Genomic DNA, 23,866 nt, shown 5'->3' with positions numbered 1-23,866 from the left:
AGGCCGCAAAAGTATTATACTTCTGTGATTGAATTGTTGTTTTTGTAAAAGTGCCGTTTCGACAGGTCTTCATGCATCCTGATCGATTTTATCGACATGCGAATGGCAATAAACCACGGAATAAGCGCACCCGCCAGTAACAGCCAGTTCGACACATACTGTTTTAAGTACAGGTTGTTCTGCAATAATAAAAAGAGATCAAAGGCCCCATGAAAGAAGATAGCGAGTAACACCCCTTTTATCATATGCTGTATGCCGCGCGGCTTATCAAATTTAGCCAGGCCTGTATGATATCCCATCAACACGGCAAAAGCGCCATGCGAGGGTACCGATAAGAACATGCGGATGATCCCTGTTGTAAATCCGGAACTCAATACATAACCGATATTTTCGAGCGTGGCAAAACCCATGCTCACCATTACTGAGTAAATAATGCCATCGAAAGGTTCGTTGAATGCCTTATGGCGGTAAGCATAGAGCCGCAGCATAATGAATTTACAACCTTCCTCGCTGGCAGCCACCACAATGAATGAAAGTAAAATATAATACCAGAGATTGCCGCCGGGGAAAAGCCCGTACACCACCGGTTTCAGCTTGTTTTGAATAAAAATGGCGGGCACTGTTGCTGCCATGCCCAGCAAAAAAGAGATCAGCAGCGGCTTCAGCGGTTCACGGTCGTACTTATCTCTTGAATAAATATATACTGTAATAGCCGCACCAGGCGCTATAGCCAGAGCTAATAAAGAAAGCATGGTTTCAAAATGTGTTTTAAACCCCCCAGAGAATAACAGAACGTGGTACCGGGCATTGTAATCGGGCTCAAGATACACATCACAAATTACAAAACCCAAATTTCAAACTGCCGATTCATTACCGGTGACAGCCGAAAATATTAGCTGTATTAACAAAAAACAGCTTATTTTCAGTCTTATTTAGTCCTCCTTATATAACCAGTAATGAGAAAGCTTTTTCTTTTTATTTGTTGTTTACCGGTTGTAGGTTTAGTACGGGCACAACAATTTGGCGGTCATCCTCCTTCAACAAAATGGAATCAGATCAATACCGATACTTTGCGGGTTATTTTCCCCGCGGGGCTGGGGCTTGAAAAACAGGCGGCAGACATTGCGGCTACTACGCAAAAGCTGAGCGAACAAACGCTGCCTACCATTGGCAGCCGCATTCGTAAGGTGAGCATTGTTTTACAACCCTACACTACTATCTCCAATGCCTATGTGGCATTGGGTCCCTGGCGCAGTGAGTTTCATTTAATGCCACCGCAAAGTCCGTTTGAGCTGGGCGCCACGCCCTGGTACCATACGCTGGCCCTGCACGAATACCGGCACGTGATGCAATTCAATAATTTCCGCAAGGGGTTGTCGCGGGTGGCTTATTATTTGTTTGGGCAGGAAGGGCTGGCCATGGCCAACAGCGCTGCGGTGCCCAACTGGTTCTGGGAAGGCGATGCTGTATACCAGGAAACGCTGAAAAGCCAGCAGGGCAGGGGGCGGTTACCGTTCTTCTTTAATGATTACCGGTCGTTATGGATGGCCCATAAAAATTACTCCTGGATGAAACTGCGCAATGGTTCGTTGCGCGATTTTGTGCCCGATCATTACCGTCTGGGGTATATGGAAGTGGCCTATGGGCGCGAAAAATACGGCGTCGATTTCTGGAAGAAGGTAACGGATGATGCGGCGCGGTTCAACGGCGTGTTTTATCCTTTTCAACGTGCAATAAAGAAATACAGCGGCGTACCTTATACTGCCTTTCGCCAGGAGGCCCTGAAATACTTCAGCTCATTTATTGATGTTAACAGTAACGATGCGGTGACCAACTGGGCGCGGCAGCAAAAACATTTCGCCGGTGATGAAGAGTTTCCGCAATGGATAAACGATAATACCATCGTACTGGTAAAGGACAGTTATAAAAAAATACCGGCCTTCTTTATACGTAATGTGGCAACAGGCGAAGATACCCGCCTGCGCACCAAAGATATTTCGCTCGATAATTATTTCAGTTACCGCAACGGAAAGATCGTGTATGCGGCGTATGAAAGCGATGTGCGCTGGGCCTGGAAGGATTACAGTGTGCTGAAAGTGCTGAATGTTAAAACAGGCGTTCAGCAAACCATCACGCACCACTCGTCGTATTTTGCGCCCGATATTTCGGCCGATGGCAAAACGATAGTGGCCGTAGCCGTACAACCCGGTGGCGCCGCTGCCCTGCATCTGGTGAATGCTGCCTCAGGCGCGGTGTTGAAAATAGTGCCTAACCCCGAAGGGTTGTTCTATAGCCATCCCAAATTTTATAAAGAGAATACGGTGGTATCGGTGCTGCGTAACAAAGCCGGTGCTTCCACGCTGGGTTTGGTGAATGTGAATGATGGCACAATTGAGGAACTGTTGCCGTATTCAATGCATGTAGTAGGCTTCCCTTCGGTAAATGGCGATACCATACTTTTTACGGGCGCATACCGGCAACGGGATAATATGTTTGCCCTGGTGAATAAAAAATTGTTCCGGTGGAATATGGTTTCCAACACCGGTAATTACCAGTTGAGCATGCTGAACAATAAAGCCGCTTATACGTCATTTACCGCGGCCGGCTATCATGTTACCGCCATTACCCCTGAATGGGTGCCGGCGGGGGATGATGAGCTCACGAGCCCTTTGTTTGCTTACGAGCTCAATTCCTTACAACAGGACCAGCCTTTGCCGGTTGATACCAGCCATGCATTCCCGATCAGCAAATACCACAAATCGTTTCACCTCATCAATTTTCACAGCTGGCGGCCCTATATCAGCGACCCCGATTATACATTTTCACTGATAGGGGAGAATGTGCTGAACACGTTGCAAACCGAGATCTATTTCAATTATAATACCGATGAAAAGTTCAAAGAAGTAGGGGCTACTGCTATTTACGGGGCCTGGTTTCCTTATTTAACACTGGGCGTTGCCGAAACCTTCGATCGCAGGCAGAATGACAGCCCCCGCGTAACAACCTGGAACGAGTTGAATGGCCGGTTGGGCTTACAGTTCCCCTTTACCTTTAATGGCGGAAGGTTTTATCGCAGGTTAAGCATTGCGGGTGGCATTAACCATCACCAGGTTAATTATACGGAATATGCCAAAACGAAGTATGCCGATAAGCAGTTTGAATTTGCCGATGCGTCGCTTACTTTCACCCTGCAATCGCAGGTGGCCAAACAACAAATTTATCCCCGGTTGGGGCTAAGCCTGGTATCGCGTTTTCGTACCATAGTGAATAATTATAGCGGATATCAATGGTTAACAAGCGGCGCCCTGTATTTGCCCGGTGTGGCGCGCACGCATAGCCTGGTGCTTACGGCAGCTTATCAAAAACGCGATACGCTCAGGGATTATAGTTTCAGTAACAGCTTTCCCATGTCGCGCGGGTATGAAGGTATTAACTATTATCAGTGGCCTGCCATGTATAAATTCGGGGTGAACTATCATTTTCCACTCCTGTATCCTGATATGGGCATCGGCAACCTTGTGTATTTCCAGCGCCTGCGGGCCAACGGCTTTTATGATTATACCGATATCAAATATTACCGGTATAATGGACACCTGCAATTCAGGTCGTATGGAGCTGAATTGTACTTCGATACCAAATGGTGGAACGAATACCCGGTAAGTTTCGGTTTCAGGTACAGCCGGTTGGTCGATGGCGCGCTGATGGGACTGGCCCCCAACCAATGGGAGTTTATATTACCGATTAATCTTTTGAGTAGATAAAGTTCCTTAGGAGGATGTAGGTTGACGTTACAGGTTACAATTTTCAGGTTACCAGGAGGCCAGTTACCAGGTGCCAGGTCTTGAATGTCGATTAGTCTGCCTAAAATCGGGCTCTCTGAATTTCTTGCCCGGTAACCGGAAACCGGTAACTGGTAACGTTTCCTGGAAACTTGTAACCTGTAACTTATATTTGATAACGGTAATTACAATTCCGGTACTAAAGCCGGTTTCTTCTTAAATAACCACTTGTTTGCTTTATACATCAACCAGGCGCTTCCGGCGCCAATGACTGCCCCGGCCAGTACGTCGCTGGGATAGTGTACGCCCAGGTACATGCGGGAAAAGCCAACAGAGGCGGCCCAGGTATAGGCAGGCACTGCCACATACCATTTGGGATAGGCCAGGTACAGCGAAGTGGCCGTTGCAAAGGCTACTGAGGTATGTCCTGAGGGGAACGAAGGGTCGTGGGGAGTAGTCGTTGATGTAAGATCGGGCGTTACCTTAAAAGGGCGTTGCCGCTGAAAACTATACTTCATTCCATAGGTTATAAAGGTAGCGGCGGCTGCCGACTCAGCCAGGTACAATCCTTTTTTGAGGGTGGTTTTGTTGTTATCGATGAGGCCAACTGCCAGCACGGTTGCCGGTACTGCAAAGGATACATATTGAGTGGTATTGGAAATACCCTGGTATACTTTGGTGGCGCCATCTGTGCGGTGCTCCATCAGTTCAATTAAAACCTGCTGGTCGAGGTTGTATTTCTGCGCCAGGCAGCACGGTTTAAAAAAGCAAAAGCATACCGCAGTGAGCAGTATGCTTTTAAATATAAAATTAACCGTCGTTTGTTTTGTTGCTACGCTAGAGGTTTGACAGGCTCTCCTCAAGGACCTTGATCTTTTCTTCAGCATCCAGTTTTTTCTTTTGCTCTAATTGAACGACATCTGGCCTTGCAGATTGTGTGAACCTTTCATTGCTTAACTTTTTATTAACTGATTCAAGGAATTTTTTGTAGTAGTCCAGGTCCTTTAATAACTGTTCTTTTTGGGCGCTGGTATCTACAGCCCGTTCAGTTTCAATATAGAATTTATCCTTACCAATAACCGCTGTAATAGTTTGCCCTACAGGTTCTGTAACAAAAGTTATTTGCTCAATATTTACCTGTTTTTTCAGGATTGCCTCGATGGCTTTGAACAGCTCCTTGTTTTCACCCTGTATATAAAGCTTAATAGGGTCCTTTGGTTTTATCTGGTTCTTCGCCCGCACATCGCGCAAACCGGTGATCACATCTTTCAGCAGTTCTCCTTCCTGCAAGGCAACGGCTTCGAACGATTGCAACGGTGCAAACTGTTTTACGCACAGGTCTTCGGTGCGAGGCTCAAGCAGGTGATATATTTCTTCAGTAACAAACGGCATATACGGATGCAGTAGTTGCATCAGTTCGGTAAAAAACGAAACCGTTTTTTCATACACGGCTTTGTCGATGGGTTGGTCCATAGGAGGTTTTACCCATTCGAGGTACCAGCTGCAGAAGTCGGTCCAAATAAGGGAGTACAGTGTTTTTAAGCCTTCGCTTAGCTTGAAGTCTTTATAGTGTTGCTCAATTTCAGCTTTGGCCTCTTGTAACCTGTTCTCGAACCAGGTGATGGCAAAAGGTGTTTCGCCGCTTGCGCTTGAACTGACCTTTGCTTCAAACATTTTCACCAGCTTCAGCGCATTCCAGATCTTGTTATTGAATTTGCTGCCCTGTTCGGGTGAGGTTTCATCGAACAGCAGGTCGTTACCGGCGGGGGAAGCGATCATGATGCCAAAGCGAACTGCATCGGCGCCGAATTTGTCGATGAGCTCGAGCAGGTCGGGCGAATTGCCGAGGCTTTTGCTCATTTTTCTACCCTGTTTATCGCGCACCATACCGGTGAAGTATACGTCGCTGAAGGGTTTTACATCCATGTATTCCATGCCGGCCATGATCATACGGGCCACCCAAAAGAATATGATGTCCTGCCCGGTTACCAGTACCGAAGTAGGATAGTAGTAATTGATATCGGGGTTACCAGGGTTGGTAATGCCTTTGAACACTTCAATAGGCCATAACCAGCTCGAGAACCAGGTGTCGAGCACGTCCTCATCCTGGCGAAGTTGGTCAATGGTCAAAAGGGCCGCCGATTGCTTATTGAAAATTTCCAGTGCAGCTTCTTTTGTTTCGGCTACCACGAAAGTGCCATCGGGCGCATAAAAGGCTGGTATCTGCTGCCCCCACCACAGCTGGCGGCTAATGCACCAGTCCTTTACATTTTCGAGCCAGTACCGGTAGGTGGCTGTGAACCTGTCACCGGGGTGAATTTTTACTTCCCCGCTGTTTACGGCATCCAGGGCTTTACCGGCCAGGGAACGCATGGTTACGAACCATTGGGTCGAGATGCGGGGTTCCACCACGGCCATGCTGCGTTGCGAAAAGCCAAGCCGGGTAGTGTATTCTTCCTCTTTTACAAGCAGACCCTGTTGCTGCAGCATTTCCACTACTTTCTTACGGGCAGCAAAGCGGTCCATGCCCACGCAAACCTGTGCGGCCTCGTTCAGCGTACCGTCTTCGTTCAGGGTATCAATAACCGCGAGGTTATGTTTGAGCCCCAGGTTATAGTCGTTGATATCGTGTGCGGGGGTAACTTTCAGGGCGCCGGTACCGAAGGCGGGATCAACATATTCGTCGAAGATCACCGGAACGGCGCGGTTCACCAGGGGAACGATCACTTTTTTGCCTTTGAGGTGGGCAAAGCGTTCGTCGTTGGGGTTTACGCATACCCCCGTATCGCCCATAATGGTTTCGGGGCGTTGGGTGGCAATGGTAATACCCCCGGCCCCTAAAGGGGAGCCGTTTTCATCGGCAACCTGATACGTGACGTAATACAGCTTACCCTGAACTTCCTTGTACTCTACTTCCTCGTCACTTAAGGCTGTTTTGGCGGCGGGGTCCCAGTTGATCATGCGGGCGCCGCGGTAGATCATTTTTTTATTGTAGAGGTCAACAAAGACCCTGATAACGGCTTTGTAATAGTCGGGGTCCATGGTAAAGGAAACCCGGTCCCAGTCAACACTGCAGCCCAGTTTTTCTATCTGGTGATAAATGATGCCGCCGTATTTTTCTTTCCATTCGAACGCATATTTCAGGAACTCTTCGCGGGTGAGGTCGCTTTTTTTGATGCCTTTTTCCTTTTCGAGCATTTGCACCACTTTGCTTTCGGTGGCAATAGAGGCATGGTCGCTGCCGGGCACCCAGCAGGCGTTGAGGCCGCTCATGCGGGCTTTACGCACGAGGATGTCCTGTACGGTTTCATTGAGCGTATGCCCCATGTGTAACACCCCGGTAACGTTGGGCGGGGGTATCACCACGGTGAACGATTTACGTTCATCGGGGGTGCTATTGAAATATCTCTTTGATTTCCAATGTTTATACCATTTGTCCTCCACCACTTCGGGCTGATAGTTCTTGCTTAGTTCCATAGATATGTAATCTCCTTTAAGGGAGGGCAAAGGTAGGAAATTGACCGGGATAAATTGGAGGCAGGGATGATGGGATAAGGAATGGAAAATGAGGAATTGAACATGAGATTCTGAAGGAGGTTCAATAGGTTCTGTGTAATGAAAAAACAGCAACGGCTGCCCTTTTAGGGGGCAGGAGCGCCTACAAAAAAAGCACCCCGCCTCTCCGCAGAATGCTTACAAAATGTCTCTCACTCCAATACCATTAGGTATCGGAAAGCTTTTTGTGTTCCAGTAAGGTTTTGGCTAAGGTTTAGGCATACCAATACAGGTATGACAACAGCATAATAAAGCAGAGAAAACCTATTGCCAATAATGCTACCTTACCATTTTCGCCCAGATGAAAGTGATGTTCTGATTTTTTCATACGCTACGTTTTTTTTAGAGTTATAAATCCGTAGTACGATCATGCAATCGGTTTTCACAGGCTTACGAAGTCAAGGGTAAAAAGTTAATAAAGCCTCGGTGATTCAGGAAGGATATAATCCGGTTAGATATAAAAATGCCAGGCGTTGTGATGAAAGCCACTACAAATGTAATACACAGCGTTTAAAACTGCAAATCATTCATATATAAAATGGTGAAAATACCGGGCCTATGGCAGGTGTAATTGTAATAAGTAGGACCTAAAACGTATAAATAGGGGTTAACCGTTATAGATAGTTGTTCAAATTGGGATTTTTTCCCGGAATGGGGTCTAATGTCCTGGAAAAAAGTATGAAGCACAAGGAGAGTAGTGCCCACAAAATGGCTTAAAGCTGATCGTTTGTGGTTGGCAGCTCGTGTTGTTTCATGCGGATAAGCTTGCAGGGCGTGTTTTGTGACGGTCATCTGCGCCTGAGCTTTTACACTTGTTGCTTGCAGCTAATTCCGTGCGCTTCATACTAAAGGACGCTGTACTTCAGATGATGGTTAAGCAATTAGCTTTGGGTATACCAGTAAGAAAACAGAACCAGTGCAGCGAAGAATAAAACCACTACTGCAACCATAGTCCTCTTTTCTCCGGTATCATGCATGTTGAATTTTTGCATAGACAACGGATTTTTTTGAGGTTTAACAATGTGGGAAACGGATTAAACACTCATGGGGTAGGATTATAAACTGGCTTATAATCAGTTTATTATGGATTAAAGACTGTTCATTCGCCAATTGGCCGGATTCGTTCGTTCTTTGTAACTTTACGATTAATCTATGTACGCTATCGTTGATATAGAAACTACCGGCGGGTACGCTTCAAATAACGATATAACAGAGATTGCTATTGTGTTACATGATGGACAATCTGTTATAAAACGTTTTGAAAGCCTTATAAGGCCGGTAAGAACCATTCCATATTACATACAGGTTTTAACGGGCATCAGTAATGATATGGTGGCCGGCGCTCCTTCTTTTGATGAACTGGCCCCGCAACTGTACGAGCTGTTGCACGATAAGATCTTTGTAGCGCACAACGTAAATTTCGATTACTCTTTTTTAAAGCATCATTTCAACACAGCAGGGTACGAGCTCAGCTGTAACAAGCTGTGCACCGTTCGCCTGTCGAAAAAAGTTTTTCCCGGCCTGCCTTCCTACAGTTTAGGCAATCTTTGCCGCCAGTTTGATATCACCATTTTTAACCGGCACCGCGCGGGTGGCGATACCGATGCCACGGTGCGTTTGTTTGAACACCTGCTGCAACATAACGCAGAGCCACATATACAGCAGTTCATTAAACGCGGTGCAAAGGAACAGGCATTGCCGCCCAATTTGCCTAAAGAACAGGTTGACCAGTTGCCGTATACACCCGGGGTTTATTATTTTCATAATCAAACCGGCAAGGTGATCTATGTGGGAAAGGCGAAAAACCTGAAATACCGCGTCAGCAGTCACTTCACGCATAATGGCGCAGGTAAACAGCGGCAGGATTTTTTGCGGAATATATACAGCATTACGTATAAGTCGTGCAGTACCGAACTCATGGCTTTTATCCTTGAAAGCGTTGAGATAAAACGGTTATGGCCCCAATTCAATAACAGCCAGAAACGGTTCACCCCCTCTTTTGGGTTGTATATGTTTGAAGATGGTGGCGGCTATTTACGGCTGGCCATCGATAAAAAGAAAAAGCACATGCAACCGCTGTATACTTTCAACCTGCTTACCGAAGGGCATCAGCTGGTGAGGCAATTGATTCAACGATTTTCTTTATGTTCGAAGTTATGTTTTATGCAAACCGCGCCGGGGCCATGTACGGGAACAGAAGACTCCACCTGCCTTGGCGCCTGTGACCACAGGGAACCGGCTGCTGCATACAACAAGCGGGTAGGGGAAGCCCTGGAATGGCTGGAAGAATGGTTGCCGAGTTTTGCCGTGGTGGATGCAGGTCATGAACGCGATGAACAGAGTTGTATACTGATGGAAAAAGGAAAGTTCTATGGCATGGGCTATATTCCTGCAGGGGTGGGCATTACCAGCCGCGAAGAATTAAAGACCTATCTCACGCGCTACCCCGAGAATGATTACATTCGAGGACTGGTGTACCAATATGCAGAGCGGAACCCGCATAAGAAAATTTCTTTTTAATTCCCATTCTCCTGCTGCACTGCTTCTTTTTTTAATTCTTTATTCTCCCCGTAATTACTGCATTATCTATGCGTAATTTTTCGTCATGGGCTTATTTTGGTATTAAACTTGTGAACATTTTGCGACAACGCTTTTTCAGGTTCCTGTTTTTATTTATTTTTTGTTCAAATAACCCACACTATGAAAAGATGCAATTTGTTATTATGCTGTTTGCTCGCAGCAGGGTGTCATGAGACAGCACCCGACAATGTAGCCGCCGCGGGGGCCAATGGGGCCGAAAAAAAAGAGACGCCGGCCATTAAAACACCACCTCCTGTAAATGTTCCCATGTACCGCACAACGGTGAGTGCCGAACCGGTAGCGGAGTACAAAGAAAAAACGGAAAACCCGTTAAACGATTGGTATTTTTCTGTAAAGCTGTATGAAACGACCAAAACCTTTCAGTACGTTATGAAATTAAAGTACGAAGAAATGGAAGGTGACGATACATTGAATTTGCCCAACGTTGGCACCGTGCCAAAGCCGGTGATCCAAAAAGGGGGCGATAAATATTCATGTATCGTTGGTTTTATGGATAACCACGATCAGTTTCGTGAGTACAAAAAAGTGTATGTGAAAGATGATCAGCTGAAAGTAACTTCCCTGAAACATTATTCAGTGGCTACCTACTATAAGTAGCTTCACTATCAATGGGCAGTTGGCGATCAACTGTTTTAACGCTTTGGTTAATGGCCGGCTGCCCGTTGTTTGGCTATGGTTGCGGTATCAGCATTTGTAGTAATTGCACAAAATCTTCCCGGGCTATCATATGCGCCCCCAGGCTCTCCAGGTGTTCGGTGTATACCTGGCAATCGATCAGCTGAACACCTTCCTCCTGTAGCTGTTGCACATAGCTTATGAATGCATATTTGCTGGCATTGCTTACTTTGCTGAACATGCTTTCGCCGAAGAACACGTTTCCCAATCGTACTCCATACAAACCGCCCAACAGTTTACCGTATTGCCATACTTCGGCGCTGTGCGCAAAACCCTGCTGGTGTAACCGTATGTAGGCTTCCTTCATGGAATTGGTGATCCATGTGCCGCTTTGTCCGGCCCGGTCTATACTTTTACAATTACTGATAACCTCTTCGAATGCCTGGTTTATGGAGAATTCAAAAGCCTGTTTTTTGAATAATTGTTTCATGCTTTTGCTCACCTTCAGGGTATTGGGGGTTAAAATGAAACGCGGATTGGGGCACCACCATAAAATATGTTGTCCTTCGTACCAGGGAAAAATGCCCTGGCTGTAAGCGAGCAGCAGGCGTTCGGTCGACAGGTCGCCGCCAACAGCCAGCAATCCATCAGGCTCGGCCAGATGAACAGGCGGAAAAATGATCTCTTTATCCAAAGCGAATAATGGCATGCCGGAACTTGGTTGGTTGCCGTAAAAATAATTAAAAAGGAGAATGTATGTTTTTGGGCCCCGATAACAATCGGGAAGGCAATCGATGGCAAGCAAGGTTAGCGAAACAGGTTGATTGTGCGGTGGCTGAGGTTCAGGCCAGCACTTCGAGGGTGGCGCCGATGCCGCGTTCGGTGATGGCATCGCACTGGGGCTTTAATTCATCATATGAGCCTTGTTTTACGGCATACTTTCCCTGAAAGTGGATGATATACGCGCATTGTTCGGCCTGTTCGGTTGAATGGCCGCATACTTCTACCAGGGTTTCAATGACCCATTCGAATGTGTTCACCTCATCGTTCCATACAATAAGACTGTACGGTTCGTCGAGTGTGGTAAGCACATCGGTTTCTTCTTCGTAAAGTGGTTTTACCGATCCTTCGATAACCATATAATGTGGTTTATTCCGTTACAAATTTATAAAAATACCCTACGCGCCGCAAGCCAATTTACGGGTTTTTAATTATGGGTGTTTTTCACGTAATTGGCTCATTTAGAGGGGGTAAACCGGGGAAAATGCAAAAAAGCTACATTCTGTCATGCATAAATACCCGCATTTTGTTGCTTCATATCAGGTTATTAATGATATGAAATGGACCGGCGCCTGCCGGGTAGAGGAGGGGGTATTGGGTAACGAGGATGGGTGGTTGGGGGTATTGGTTGGCTTATTGATTATTGGCAGGCTTATCGCAAATGTGCTCCTTTGTTGTTTTCGTTTAGCTGTTTGTTTAACGGGATGGGGTTAATGCGAGCTGATTGAAGACCGGCGTAGCTTCATAAAGAACAATATTGCGGCACAAAAGAATTTTGTCGTTTCGTTTGACACCATATGCAGACTGTAATGCGGGAAGGGTTTGTTTATTATGGGGCTTTGTTGCCAATTTTTAAGGCAGCGTGCATTGGGAAGACCTGCAGTTGCGGGTTTTATTGGGCGGGTAAGCTATTTGAGAACTATAGTTGCGTACTTTATTGGGCTGGTAAGCTATCTAAGATCTATAGTTGCATATTTTTTGGGACTTGTAAGCTATATAAGATCTTTAGTTGCGCATTTTATTGGTGGGGTAGGCTATATGAGGTCTATAGTTGCGTATTTTAATGGTCAGGTAAGCAATATGAGGTCTATAGTTACGTATTTTATTTATAAAGTTTTCAACTTTAAGCCATCGGTAAGCTGATTATCACCATTTTGTACAAACTATTCTGAATTCCCTGAGGGAATTACGAATTCCCTACAGCTTTTTTGATTTCCCTGAAGGAATTACGAATTCCCTACAGCTTTTTTGAATTCCCGGAAGGAATTGCGATTTCCCTGCGGCTTTTCTGATTTCCTGAAAGATTTTGCGAGTTCCTTCCGGCTTTTCTGAATTGCGGGAAGCTTTTGCGAATTGCTGAAGGGTTTTAAGAATTGCTGGAAGGTTTTATGGATTCCTGTTGGGGCTGGTCCTTGTTGACCTTCGATTTCCTGCCTCGATTTTTCAAAAGAATTTTCTGCGATAATGCCAATGAAAACAGGTATTTAAAGTTATATAAAATTTTTGAATAGCTGCGGCTATTCATCCTCTTTATTATGTGCGGCAAAATTTTCTGCTACTTCATTCAGCTGTTTTCGATAATCAAAAGGCGAAACACCGGTGAACTCCTTAAAGGTTCGAATGAAATGCGATTGATCGGCATACCCGTTCTCATAGGCGATATCAGATAATTTCTGATAGTTGCTATTCCGGAGTTGGCTGAGTGATTGCTGGAACCGGCTGATGCGGGAGAACAATTTGGCCGAGACCCCGATCGCCTGTTTGAACCGGCGTTCCAGCGTTCGTTCGGTAAGCCGTAGTTGTTGTTGTAATGTGGCAAAAGAAACATCCCCCTTGCCGCGAAGGATCTCCGCCACGGCATGCCTGATAACGGCATCCTGTTTATCGCCGGTATGTTGTAAAGAGTTAGTCAAACTGCCGCAAAGCAGCCTGATCTTTTCTTCCACTGTTGCTGCGGCCTGCAATTTTTCAAGCAATGAACGTTCTTTTTTGGGTTGCAACAGACCCAGATCAACACAGGTGCCGGTAAGCTCATGGGCATCGATGCCGAAAACCGATTGCAGGGCATGGGGATGGAATATTACGCCAATCGTATCTACCTTTCCTGATAGTTCCATTTTTATTGGTTCAATGGTTTGTCCGTACAGGAATATTTCAGGTTGTTTTTGATCTTCAATAGAAAATAAGCCTTTATCGGCAGGTTGAAACATAATGCCGGGGCAGCCATCGGCGAGCGGACTAAACGTTACGGCAGCATTATTGTTATTTTCCAGTACCCAGAAGTACTTCACGAAGGGCTTTAAATTTTCTGGCGGAAGTATAATGCGATAGTTCATTTTAGCAAAATGAATAGGTAAGATTTTTAAAGGATAGCTGTAAGTTATAGATTTTTTGTGGAGGTGCTTCCCGTTCAAAAAAATGCAAAAAATATTCATTATCAGGGCAAAAAAAATTTGGCGGAAATTCGACAACCCTTATCTTTGCACTCCCAAAACGGAATAAGGGTAGCGAAGAAAAAAAGATTGGGAAACAAGTTCTAAAGTGTTGATAGTTAACAAGCAAAAAAATAAGGGAGTTTAGCTCAGTTGGTTCAGAGCATCTGCCTTACAAGCAGAGGGTCGGCGGTTCGAGCCCGTCAACTCCCACAGAAAAAAGGTTCACAGAAATGTGAGCCTTTTTTTATTGGGATGAGTTTAGCTTAGTTGGCTCAGCGCATCGGATCAGGTTGAAAAGTTGGGGGATTTGTTAGCCCCTTGCCTGAACAACAACCAGAGTTCACTATCCGTCTTCGTGATAAGAAAGAATTGACCGCTAAGAGAAGGTCTACCACTCGCATGTGATACTTGTAAAAGCCTTTTACCTGGTATCAGATTAGGTTACTACGTTGAAGCTTTGTGTTTATGGCGGAATTTAAAATATGTCTGCCGTGTTCATCTCTTTTATCCGCATGCCGAAAGAAATTTAAATGTACAACTATAATGATTAGTTGCTTATTGATTTTTTTAGTATAATTTACGGCAGTAATAACAATCACGTTCATACCTACTTACCTGGGAACGCTTCTGATTTTGTTTCCGCGGAATTTTCCTAAGGGTATACTGTTAAACTCACTACTAAATAATGAAATATAGGAAGGTTTACTGTTAACACAGTACCAGCACTTTCTTTTATTATCCTAAACCTTAATTATCAACTCACTTAACTATGAGAAAGAAAAGAACAACGTTAGTTGCTATTTTATTAATGGCCACTGCCGCACAGGCGCAATGGAGCCTTACAGGGAATGCCGGCACTAATCCTGCTACTAATTTTATTGGTACCACCGATGCAAAGCCACTCGTTTTCAGAACAAATAACTTGGCTTCGGGTATAATTGATTACAATTTAAAAAACACGGCACTTGGTCTTCATTCGTTACGTGATAACACTACCGGAACGCTTAATGTTGCAATGGGATACCAGGCTTTAATTTTGAATACAACCGGCTACTCAAACATTGCACTGGGCGATGATGTCATGAGTCATAATTATACAGGCCGCTACAATGTAGGTGTTGGCTCTCAATCAATGTACTGGAATGCAGATGGCGAATTCAATACAGCAACCGGCGTATCATCATTAGTCTTGAATGTTAGTGGTACTGATAATACGGCTTCCGGTTATGGATCACTTTATAATACTATCGGTACAGGTAATTCGGGATTTGGCGCTAATGCACTTGGCAAATCTGAAGGCGGCGACTTTAATACAGCAATAGGATATGCGGCAGATTTTAATACCTGGGCCTCCTATTCAAATTCAACGGCAATAGGAAATACCGCAACGATATTAGCCTCTAACCAAATGCGGTTTGGTAATTCAGCTGTTACAAGTATAGGCGGTATAGTAGACTGGACAACACTTTCGGATGGAAGATTTAAATCCAATATACAATCCAATGTACCGGGGCTGGTTTTTATTAAGCTGTTGAAACCCGTTACCTATACTCTTAACACTTCGGCGCTTAACAAATTTTTGCATCCGAATGGAATTACTGATAAGGATGGAAAAAAACGGAACATGCCCGAAATGGATGCAGCCATTACTGCCTGTGAAAAAATTCTTCATACCGGTTTTATTGCCCAGGATGTAGTTGCTGCCGCTGAAAAAGCAGGATATGACTTTGACGGTGTAGACAAACCTAAGAACGAAAATGATGTTTATGGGCTTCGGTATGCAGAATTTGTAACGCCATTGGTGCAGTCGGTGCAGGAATTAAGTAATGTGAATGATAGCTTAAAAGCACAAATCATTGCGCTGCAATCCCAGGTCAATGATATGTTGCAACAACTAACCAACCTGAAGAACAGCATCATTGCAACTTCCATCAACAGCGCCTTGCCTGCTTTAAAACAAAACAGCCCTAATCCGTTTAATAATAATACAGTAATCAGTTATTATCTTCCGCCCACGATCAAATATGCACAATTGGTTGTAAGTTCTGTAAACGGACAAATATTAAAAAACATTCCCCTGAAAAGCTATGGCGAAGGTCAGGTAACTATAAATGCCGGGGAACTGGCTGCCGGTAGTTATTTTTACACCCTAACAGTAGATGGTCAGCGAATAGACACCAAACAGATGATCTTAACGAAATAAATAGGTAGGGGAGGGGGATACAATAGAAAAATAGAAATGTTTTCTATCCCCCTTTACCATCCCAAACCGAAAGTGGTAGTGCCTGTTCCTGATAATAATTGATTGCATTCGTTCAAAATCAAGCAAAATCGCATAAAGTCGGGTCAGCTGGACAAATTTCTATCGCGCTGTGCAAAGTCCGTGAGGTGTAGCATGGTACATCAATAAACTCATGCAGGTTCGTCAGTGCTTTGTGAAAGCAATTATTTTTTTCATCAATATAATACAACACTTGGGAACGGAAAAATTGCTGATGAGTTTTCGGAATCGCGCCCACCTATTACAAAAAACACTAATCCCTCTTACTTCTTCTTTGTTTTTTTCGTTTGTGCATCGTTGAATTACTTTAATTATTTAAATTTATCCTGACTGCACTAATCCCCAGTAACAACCTTACTTATGAGAAAAATTATCCTGTTGTGCCTGTGCGCTGCTGTTGGTGTTGCAGGCGTTAGCCTTTATCAGCTAAAGGCACGACACCATTACGAAGATTCATATGACGGAAAAGATCATAATGAAGATGATGACGACGAAAGAACGGAAGGGAAAGAAGAAGATGAAGATGGAATTTGGGAAGCCCAGCAACAGGAAATTGAAAAGACAAAAGATGTATCGCTCGGCTATGTACCTAAGTACAGACTTGTTAATGCCTACAACGAGCTGATGCGTAAACGAAGCCGGCAAATGCAAACCACCGGCCGCCTCACTACCGCTTCTTCACTAACATGGATCGAAAGAGGTCCTAATACAGACGCCACCGGCCCCAGCAACGGAAATACACGTGCCGGCAATGGTGCTACCAGCGGCCGTATGCGCGCCATATGGGTCGACATTGCAGATACCAACCACAAAACAGTGTGGGTAGGGGGTATCGACGGCGGAGTTTGGAAAACGAACGATATTACTGCATCGCCGGCAAGCTGGTCGCTGGTGAATGACTTCTTTGGCAACCTCGCCATCGCTTCTATTTGCCAGGACCCTTCCAATCCAAATATCATGTACTTCGGTACCGGCGAGAAGGCTTTTAATGCCGATGCAGTTCGTGGTGGCGGTGTATGGAAAAGTACCGATCACGGCGTAACCTGGAGTGTATTGCCTGCCACAACCAACTTCTGGAACGTGTCGAAGGTTATTTGCGACACGTTAGGTAATGTCTATGTTGCTACTATTGGAAGCGGCGCAGGCATTCAACGCTCTGCTGATGGCGGTAATACCTGGACCAATATAACGCCCTCCGGACTAAGCGCACGGGTAACCGAAATGAAATTGAGCAGCACCGGCAGAATGCATATTGTATGTGGTTATTACAATACGGCAGCTTCTATTGCCGGTTATCGCTTTACCGATAACCCGGCCACGGTTACATCCGCTACCTGGACGGCACCCACAACTTCGTTCACGCCCGTGCAATACAACTGCGAAATAACATGCTCCGGCAATACCTTATATGTGTTGAATGCGAACGCTGCCTTTCAAACACCGCAGATATATAAATCGGTTGATGGTGGCGCCAACTGGTCACCAACAACTACTTCTCCACCTGCTGCTTCAGGTACCAACGATCTCAGCTCGGGGCAGGGGTGGTATAACCTGGCTATCGGCGCAGATCCTGCCAACCCTAATAATGTCATTGCGGGCGGATTGAACTGTTACCGTTCCACTGATGGGGGCGCTACCTGGTCGCGCATATCTGCCTGGGTAGGTACTACGGGCAATTATGTTCATGCCGATCAACACATTGTGGCATGGGCAGGCAACCAGGTATTGGTAGGCAGCGACGGCGGTATATTTTATTCGGCCAATGGCGGCACTACTTTCAGCGACCGCAATGTGGGGCTGCGATTGAAACAGTTCTATTCCTGCGCCATACATCCCGGTACTACCAATTATTTTCTGGCAGGGGCGCAGGATAATGGCTGCCACCAGCTAACCAGCCCGGGTTTGGGTGGTTCCATTGAAATTACCGGTGGCGACGGCGCCTTTGTGCATATCGATCAGGATCAGCCGCAATACCAGTTTGGATCTTATGTATATAGCCAGTACAGGCGCAGCACCAATGGCGGTAGTACCTGGAGCTCTGTTAATTATTCCAGCACAGTTGGGCGATTCATCAATCCAACCGACTACGACGACCTGAATAATAAAATGTATACAGCGGGCAACGCAGGTCAGTATGTGCGATGGGAAAACCCGCAAACAGGCAGTACGTTCACGCCTGTTACCGTTGCTGCACTTGCATCGGGTCTGGTTACGCATGTATCTGTTTCGCCCTATACGCCGAACCGTATATTTCTGGGAACCGGTTCTACAAAAATTTTACAGGTCGATAATGCTAATGCCGCTTCACCCGTGGCTACCGATATTACCGGCAGCAGCATGAGTGCAGCTTCCACCGTTTCGTGTGTAGCTATGGGTACTAATGACAGCAACCTGATTGCTACGTTTTCCAACTATGGATCGGCTCATGTGTGGGTGACCACTACAGGTGGTGGCAGTTCGGGCTGGAGCAATATTTCAGGTAACCTGCCCGATATTCCCGTGCGGTGGGCTATGTTTTATCCCGACGATAACACGCAGGCCATCATTGCTACCGATATGGGTGTTTACGAAACGGATCTGATCAACGGATCTGCCACGGTATGGACACAGGACGCCAATTTCCCCGTTGTACGTACAGATATGCTGCAGTTCCGGAGAAGCGACCGTACTCTGGCCGCTGCGACCCATGGTCGCGGTTTGTGGACCACCACCATCCCGGCCACTGCTCCGTTTGTACGGTTTGCATATCCCTATACAACACAACAGGAAGCAACTTCAGCCACCGCAGGTTGCCGTGGGTACACTGATTACACGGTGAACATGACGATAGATATGCCGGCCACTGGCGATGCTACAGCGACTGTAACAGTAGCAGCGGGCGGCAGTGCTAAACAGGGCATTGATTTCGATTTTACTGCCAATGGCAGCTTTACATCGCCTTCCAATAAAATAACGTTTGCTACCGATTCTTCAACGGCACAGCATATAACTATCAGGGTGTACGACGATGGCAATATAGAAAGCACGGAGTCTTTTACGTTAAATTATACTATTGCCGGCCATACCAATGCATTGGTACCCCCCGGCAGTACTTCATATACTTTTTTTATTGCTGATAACGATGCGGCGCCCCTGATGCCTGGTGCTGTGCGCACAGCTACAATAGGAGCCGGCGATCTGTCGGGCGGCTACATTCAACCTTTCCGCAGCAGCTTCCAGAAAGCGAAAAGCCAGTATATCTATCTTGCTTCCGAGCTCACGGCCATGGGTTTTAAAGCGGGAAATATTTCTTCGTTAGGCTTTAATGTGTTAACGAAAACAAGTACGCTGCCTGATTCGAACCTTACTATTTCATTAAAGAATACAACGAGTACGAATTTAGGCTCACTGGTGTTTGAAACAGGTGCTACGGTATGTTATTCACAAACTTATTCTACCGTACAAGGGATGAATACCTTTACTTTTAATACACCATTTTATTGGGACGGCACTTCTAATTTGCTTGTTGAAATTTGTTATGATAATGGAACTGCTTTTTCAGGCAGCGGCGATTATGTTTCCACCAACGTCACTACTGATGTGATGGGCATCTGGAACCGGACGTCTACCGGCGTAGGATGTTCACTGGATGCTGCTTATAATTCTGTAAGTGGATTTTATATCCGTCCGGATATTATATTAACAGGCATTCAGGCCGGTGTAACAATTGAAACAACCGTCAATACAGGATCAACCAATTACCTGGCGCCCGACAATAGCATTTATTATTACAGCACAAACGGCAAGTTGATGGCCCGGCTTACTTCGCTGAACGGTTTTGATTTTGGTTGCACCTCTGTTGCTATTGACCGGGCAGGATTGGGCGCCACACCTTTCTGGAGCGATTCGGCGGCTAACCGGCTTATGAATAAAACATTTTATATTACCCCATCTTCTACCGATACATCCGGACAATATCAGCTGACATTGTATTATAGTGCAGATGAAAAAGCTGCATGGGAAGCGGCTATGCATCAGTCGTGGGATAGCATCCAGCTTGTTAAAGCCAATGTGCCCATCAACCAGGTAACGCCTGCCGATCCATCGGTGGCAGGTAAGGTAACTGTGGTTACACCGGTGCATGGATCTTATGGCAATGATTATACATTGAGCTATACCTTCTCCGGCGGCGCGGCGGGTTTTGGTGCGGGTATTCCGGGTGTTAGTCCTTTAAAACTGCTGTTGCTTGATTTTGAAGGTAAACTATATAGCGATAATGTATTGTTACATTGGAAAACCAGTGTACAACCCAACCTGGATTATTTTGAAGTGCAGAAATCAGAAAACGGAGTAGACTTCACCAAACTTGGCAGGGTAAATGCCTTTCGTCGGAATGCATCGGTCTGTAGCTATTATTTTACCGACAGGCATGCAGACGATGTGAATTATTACCGGCTGAAGATAGTGCGGACGGATAGCAGCTATATTCTTAGCGACAAGGTGCTGATACTAAATCCCAATAACCATCAAAAGGTTTGGGTGTTGAACAATCCGTTCCATAGTTATATAGACGTACGGTTTGCTAAACAGCCACAATCGAACGTACAATTTGAATTAGTAGATTTAAGAGGGGTTACTGTATTCAGGAAACAATACGGAAGTTCTAATCTCATAAGAATTGATCTTTCCGGTATTCGCCTGTTTCCGGGAATTTATTTGTTGCGAACTTTTGCAGATGGTAGATTGTACGTGAATAAAGTACTAAAACTCTGATTTCTGATTTAGCGATTTAGCGATTTGGGGATTTAATTAAATCACAAAATCCCTAAATCCAAAAATTCCGAAATACGATGAGGTTACCATTTATAATAATACACCATCGTTGGGTTTGCAAACTTCCGGCCGTAGTTATTTTTTTGACGTTGACCATTTTAACGGGTTGTACAGCCGGCGCGCAACTGAAGGATGGCATTAAGAACATCTATGCATTCAGGGCTGAACATTTGCCGGGTATTGTGGCGGTAGATCCTCAGGGCAATCCAACGCACCAGGGGCCGGATACTTTATACACGATTTATATTGAAAGCACAAAGCCAATACAATGGCTTAAGGCCTGGAAAAATGGTAAAACCTATTCCATTATCGCCATGCCGGTTGCAGACACATCTGTTGACGCTGGCATAAAAAAAGCCAATGGAGAGCACGTGTTGATTATCCTAACCAAAGGAAATGTATTATGGCGCCTGGATCTGACACCTGCAGAAAAGCAGGCGCCCCCGCCGCAAAAAATAAAGCCCGGCCACATGCTGCTGCAGGGCAGACAAGGAACAAAAACAGTAGTTCGTTCTGTTGGTAATGAGGTGGAATTGAAATTGCCGGATGCTGTGTAGATATAGACAAACCTTTATCTATCTGTAATAAAGGAGAAGTGATCTCTAAAAAACTGGTAATCGTAAAATAACCATGCCTTATTCTAAAATATTATTATGAATCGTACTCTTGTTGTTTTATCATTCTTTAATTTCTTATTCTCAACTGCCTTTTCACAAAACACAATAAAAGGAAAAGTATTGGATACTGTGGAGATAACAGCCACAGCGGGGCAGAATAGATCTTTGCTGTATCAGCCTGCATCCATCGCCACTTTGAAAACAACCGAGTTAAAGCGTGGGCAGGGCATTTTTCTCGATGACGCCATTAATGGCAATGTGCCCGGCGTATCGATGCAACGCAGAAGTGTATCGGGTGGGCAACAGTTCAATATTCGCGGCTATGGCAATGGTACACGTGGTGCACGGGGCATCAGCAGCAATTTTGACGGGCAGGGCTACAAAGTGTATCTTAATGGCATTCCCGTAACAGATGCAGAAGGCATTACTTTATTGGATGATATAGATTATGGTTCAATTGGCAATGTAGAGATCATCAAAGGCCCTGCGGGTACGTTGTACGGCCAGGCGATCGCCGGTGTAGTGAATTTGAAAATGGTTCAACCCGAAAAAGGGAAGACAGCCGTTCAGCAGGATGTTATGGTGGGCAATTATGGCCTGCAGCGATATACTACGCGCGTGCAAACCGCAACCGATCATTCGGCCCTGTTAGTAAGCTACGCCAAACAAAGATCGGATGGCTTTTCTATGCATAACAGATCAAACAAAGACTTTGTAAACGTGCTGACGGAATTTGAATTGAATCAGAAACAAAGGCTAAGCACTTATTTCAGCTATACAAACAGCTATGATGAACGGTTGGGCGAACTCACCCTTGATCAATATGCCGCTAAGGACTATTCTGGCAATATTGAATATATAAAAAGGAACGGACACAGCCATGTTTCCAGCTTCAGGGGCGGAATGGAACATACGTATAATTTCAATGAAAGCATATACAATACCACGGCTGTTTTTGGCTCGGGTTACAGAAGCGATGCCAGCTCTGCCGGCGGGTGGACCGATAAAACAGCGGTAAACTATGGCTTCCGTTCTTCATTCGGAACAAAATTTTTACTGAACGACGCCATTTCATTAAGCGGCATCACCGGTATTGAAATGCAGGGCCAGGTGGCGCAAACCGTGGGTTATAATATGAAACAAAACCCTGCAGATACCACCACCACGCCCTGGGTATTGGGAAAACCTTACTGGGTGGTTAACGCCTCTACATCGAACATGTTCACGGTAACAGGTACTTCAACTTTATTTACCGAATGGACCCTTGCTTTGCCACACCAGTTTTCTTTGACTGCAGGCGTGGGCGTAAGCCGCCAGCGAGTTTCGTTGGATGATCGTTTCAACCCCGAAACAGCAGCCAAACCTTCGCACTACGATACCTCCTATAAGCAAATGGTATCGCCCCATGTAGCGATCAACAAAGTATTTAACGAGGAACTGTCTGTATATGCAGCTTACAGCAGGGGATATAAAGCCCCGGCAAGCGCTTACTTTTTTATCACCACGCCGGTAGTGACGGCACCTGCTACGCCGGCTTCCGGTAGAATAAACAGTTCATTGAAACCCGAGGTGGGCGATCAGTTTGAAATAGGAACAAAAGGCGCCCTGTATAAAGGCAGGCTGGCTTATCAGCTCTCCCTGTTCCATACAAAATTCAGCAACAAGATGACGACAGTTGCCGTGCAGCTGAACAGCACTACAACTGCTTATAGTTATGTAGTGAATGGCGGAGATCAGGTTCACAACGGAATGGAAACTTCGTTAAAATGGTTTGTAGTGAAAGACGGTCACGGTTTGTTTACCAGCGTGGCCCCTTTTGCCAACCTTACCTGGTCAGATTTTAACTATGGCAATAACTTTATATTTCAAACAGGTACCACCACGGGTAATATCACCACAACAGATTATAGCAAAAAATCAGTGGCCGGAGTGCCAAAGATCACGACAAATGCGGGGATTGACGTTACCACAAAGCCCGGCCTGTATGCAAGCATGATGTATTCTTACAGAAGTGATGTTTTCATTACATCTGATGGAGCAAACAAGAGTTCTTCCTACAACCTGCTTAATGGTAAAATTGGTTTTCACCGGAATATTATGAGGCGCTTTGAGTTGGATGCATCTTTCGGGGTGAACAACATTACCAAAGTGCAATACCCGTTAATGATCTTTGTAAACCAACTGCCCGATGCCTATTTACCTGCACCACTGAACACCGTGGTGTTTGGAGGATTGGAGCTGAGATACAATTTCAATTAACCGACCAGACGTATTCCAAATTCAAGAATATTTCGAACCAAAAAGTCCCTTCAAATCCAATGATTTGAAAGGGCTCGTAAATTTTAGACGGGTCAACTGGACAGATTTCTATCGCGCTGTGCAAAGCCCGTG

The 23,866-nt window shown here is 45.4% G+C and carries 13 protein-coding genes and 1 tRNA gene; 8 read left to right on the top strand and 6 right to left on the bottom strand.

What is annotated here, in order from left to right; genetic code table 11:
• Positions 1-14: 14 nt before the first annotated feature.
• Positions 15-752, bottom strand: a complete 738-nt coding sequence (locus tag A3860_RS30600) for a PrsW family intramembrane metalloprotease (protein WP_143774338.1) — start codon at positions 750-752, stop codon at positions 15-17.
• Positions 753-956: 204 nt separating this feature from the next.
• On the opposite strand from A3860_RS30600, the gene A3860_RS30595 reads away from it, so the two are divergent.
• Positions 957-3,761: a TolB family protein gene (locus tag A3860_RS30595; protein WP_081153875.1), complete on the top strand. Its 2,805-nt coding sequence runs from the start codon at positions 957-959 to the stop codon at positions 3,759-3,761.
• Between the two features lie 203 nt (positions 3,762-3,964).
• Here the strand turns inward: A3860_RS30595 and A3860_RS30590 are convergent, their stop codons facing one another.
• Both A3860_RS30590 and A3860_RS30585 read right to left on the bottom strand, forming a co-directional pair.
• Entirely contained in the window at positions 3,965-4,483 is a 519-nt protein-coding gene (locus tag A3860_RS30590) for a phosphatase PAP2 family protein (RefSeq protein ID WP_245843668.1), read from the bottom strand.
• A 133-nt stretch (positions 4,484-4,616) separates the two neighbouring features.
• Complete coding sequence (locus A3860_RS30585) at positions 4,617-7,256, bottom strand: valine--tRNA ligase (protein ID WP_081153873.1); 2,640 nt, start codon at positions 7,254-7,256, stop codon at positions 4,617-4,619.
• A 1,230-nt stretch (positions 7,257-8,486) separates the two neighbouring features.
• On the opposite strand from A3860_RS30585, the gene A3860_RS30580 reads away from it, so the two are divergent.
• Positions 8,487-9,854 (top strand): exonuclease domain-containing protein, encoded by a 1,368-nt coding sequence (locus A3860_RS30580; RefSeq protein ID WP_081153871.1) that lies wholly within the window; start codon positions 8,487-8,489, stop codon positions 9,852-9,854.
• A 180-nt stretch (positions 9,855-10,034) separates the two neighbouring features.
• Positions 10,035-10,532: a hypothetical protein gene (locus tag A3860_RS30575; RefSeq protein WP_081153869.1), complete on the top strand. Its 498-nt coding sequence runs from the start codon at positions 10,035-10,037 to the stop codon at positions 10,530-10,532.
• Positions 10,533-10,605: 73 nt separating this feature from the next.
• Here A3860_RS30575 and aat read toward each other — a convergent pair whose 3' ends face one another.
• The 3 genes from aat to A3860_RS30555 all read right to left on the bottom strand — a co-directional run bounded on the left by aat (position 10,606) and on the right by A3860_RS30555 (position 13,666).
• Positions 10,606-11,259, bottom strand: coding sequence for a leucyl/phenylalanyl-tRNA--protein transferase (gene aat, locus A3860_RS30570; RefSeq protein ID WP_081153935.1), 654 nt, complete (start codon positions 11,257-11,259; stop codon positions 10,606-10,608).
• A 133-nt stretch (positions 11,260-11,392) separates the two neighbouring features.
• Entirely contained in the window at positions 11,393-11,689 is a 297-nt protein-coding gene (locus A3860_RS30565) for an ATP-dependent Clp protease adaptor ClpS (protein WP_081153867.1), read from the bottom strand.
• A 1,158-nt stretch (positions 11,690-12,847) separates the two neighbouring features.
• Positions 12,848-13,666, bottom strand: coding sequence for a helix-turn-helix transcriptional regulator (locus A3860_RS30555; RefSeq protein ID WP_317043513.1), 819 nt, complete (start codon positions 13,664-13,666; stop codon positions 12,848-12,850).
• Between the two features lie 234 nt (positions 13,667-13,900).
• On the opposite strand from A3860_RS30555, the gene A3860_RS30550 reads away from it, so the two are divergent.
• The 5 genes from A3860_RS30550 (at position 13,901) to A3860_RS30530 (ending at position 23,734) form a co-directional block, all read left to right on the top strand.
• Positions 13,901-13,975 (top strand) — tRNA-Val (locus tag A3860_RS30550).
• 559 nt (positions 13,976-14,534) lie between these two features.
• Positions 14,535-15,968, top strand: a complete 1,434-nt coding sequence (locus A3860_RS30545; RefSeq protein ID WP_081153861.1) for a tail fiber domain-containing protein — start codon at positions 14,535-14,537, stop codon at positions 15,966-15,968.
• A 438-nt stretch (positions 15,969-16,406) separates the two neighbouring features.
• The gene (locus A3860_RS30540; RefSeq protein ID WP_081153859.1) at positions 16,407-20,798 is read left to right on the top strand and encodes a hypothetical protein; all 4,392 of its coding nucleotides are present in this window, start codon (positions 16,407-16,409) and stop codon (positions 20,796-20,798) included.
• 77 nt (positions 20,799-20,875) lie between these two features.
• Entirely contained in the window at positions 20,876-21,415 is a 540-nt protein-coding gene (locus tag A3860_RS30535) for a hypothetical protein (protein ID WP_143774336.1), read from the top strand.
• A 96-nt stretch (positions 21,416-21,511) separates the two neighbouring features.
• Entirely contained in the window at positions 21,512-23,734 is a 2,223-nt protein-coding gene (locus tag A3860_RS30530; protein ID WP_081153855.1) for a TonB-dependent receptor, read from the top strand.
• Positions 23,735-23,866 lie beyond the last annotated feature (132 nt).

Source organism: Niastella vici (assembly GCF_002077945.1).
In the GTDB taxonomy this organism is placed as follows: domain Bacteria; phylum Bacteroidota; class Bacteroidia; order Chitinophagales; family Chitinophagaceae; genus Niastella; species Niastella vici.
Note: the sequence above shows the minus strand (reverse complement) of the source record. Positions and strands in the feature narration are given on the sequence as shown.

Coding starts and splice junctions, on each gene's coding strand:
- A3860_RS30545 (WP_081153861.1), top strand. CDS start 14,535: ATGAGAAAGAAAAGAACAACGTTAGTTGCTATTTTATTAATGGCCACT.
- A3860_RS30575 (WP_081153869.1), top strand. CDS start 10,035: ATGAAAAGATGCAATTTGTTATTATGCTGTTTGCTCGCAGCAGGGTGT.
- aat (WP_081153935.1), bottom strand. CDS start 11,259: ATGCCATTATTCGCTTTGGATAAAGAGATCATTTTTCCGCCTGTTCAT.
- A3860_RS30590 (WP_245843668.1), bottom strand. CDS start 4,483: ATGGAGCACCGCACAGATGGCGCCACCAAAGTATACCAGGGTATTTCC.
- A3860_RS30600 (WP_143774338.1), bottom strand. CDS start 752: ATGCTTTCTTTATTAGCTCTGGCTATAGCGCCTGGTGCGGCTATTACA.
- A3860_RS30540 (WP_081153859.1), top strand. CDS start 16,407: ATGAGAAAAATTATCCTGTTGTGCCTGTGCGCTGCTGTTGGTGTTGCA.
- A3860_RS30585 (WP_081153873.1), bottom strand. CDS start 7,256: ATGGAACTAAGCAAGAACTATCAGCCCGAAGTGGTGGAGGACAAATGG.
- A3860_RS30555 (WP_317043513.1), bottom strand. CDS start 13,666: ATGAACTATCGCATTATACTTCCGCCAGAAAATTTAAAGCCCTTCGTG.
- A3860_RS30565 (WP_081153867.1), bottom strand. CDS start 11,689: ATGGTTATCGAAGGATCGGTAAAACCACTTTACGAAGAAGAAACCGAT.
- A3860_RS30535 (WP_143774336.1), top strand. CDS start 20,876: ATGAGGTTACCATTTATAATAATACACCATCGTTGGGTTTGCAAACTT.
- A3860_RS30580 (WP_081153871.1), top strand. CDS start 8,487: ATGTACGCTATCGTTGATATAGAAACTACCGGCGGGTACGCTTCAAAT.
- A3860_RS30595 (WP_081153875.1), top strand. CDS start 957: ATGAGAAAGCTTTTTCTTTTTATTTGTTGTTTACCGGTTGTAGGTTTA.
- A3860_RS30530 (WP_081153855.1), top strand. CDS start 21,512: ATGAATCGTACTCTTGTTGTTTTATCATTCTTTAATTTCTTATTCTCA.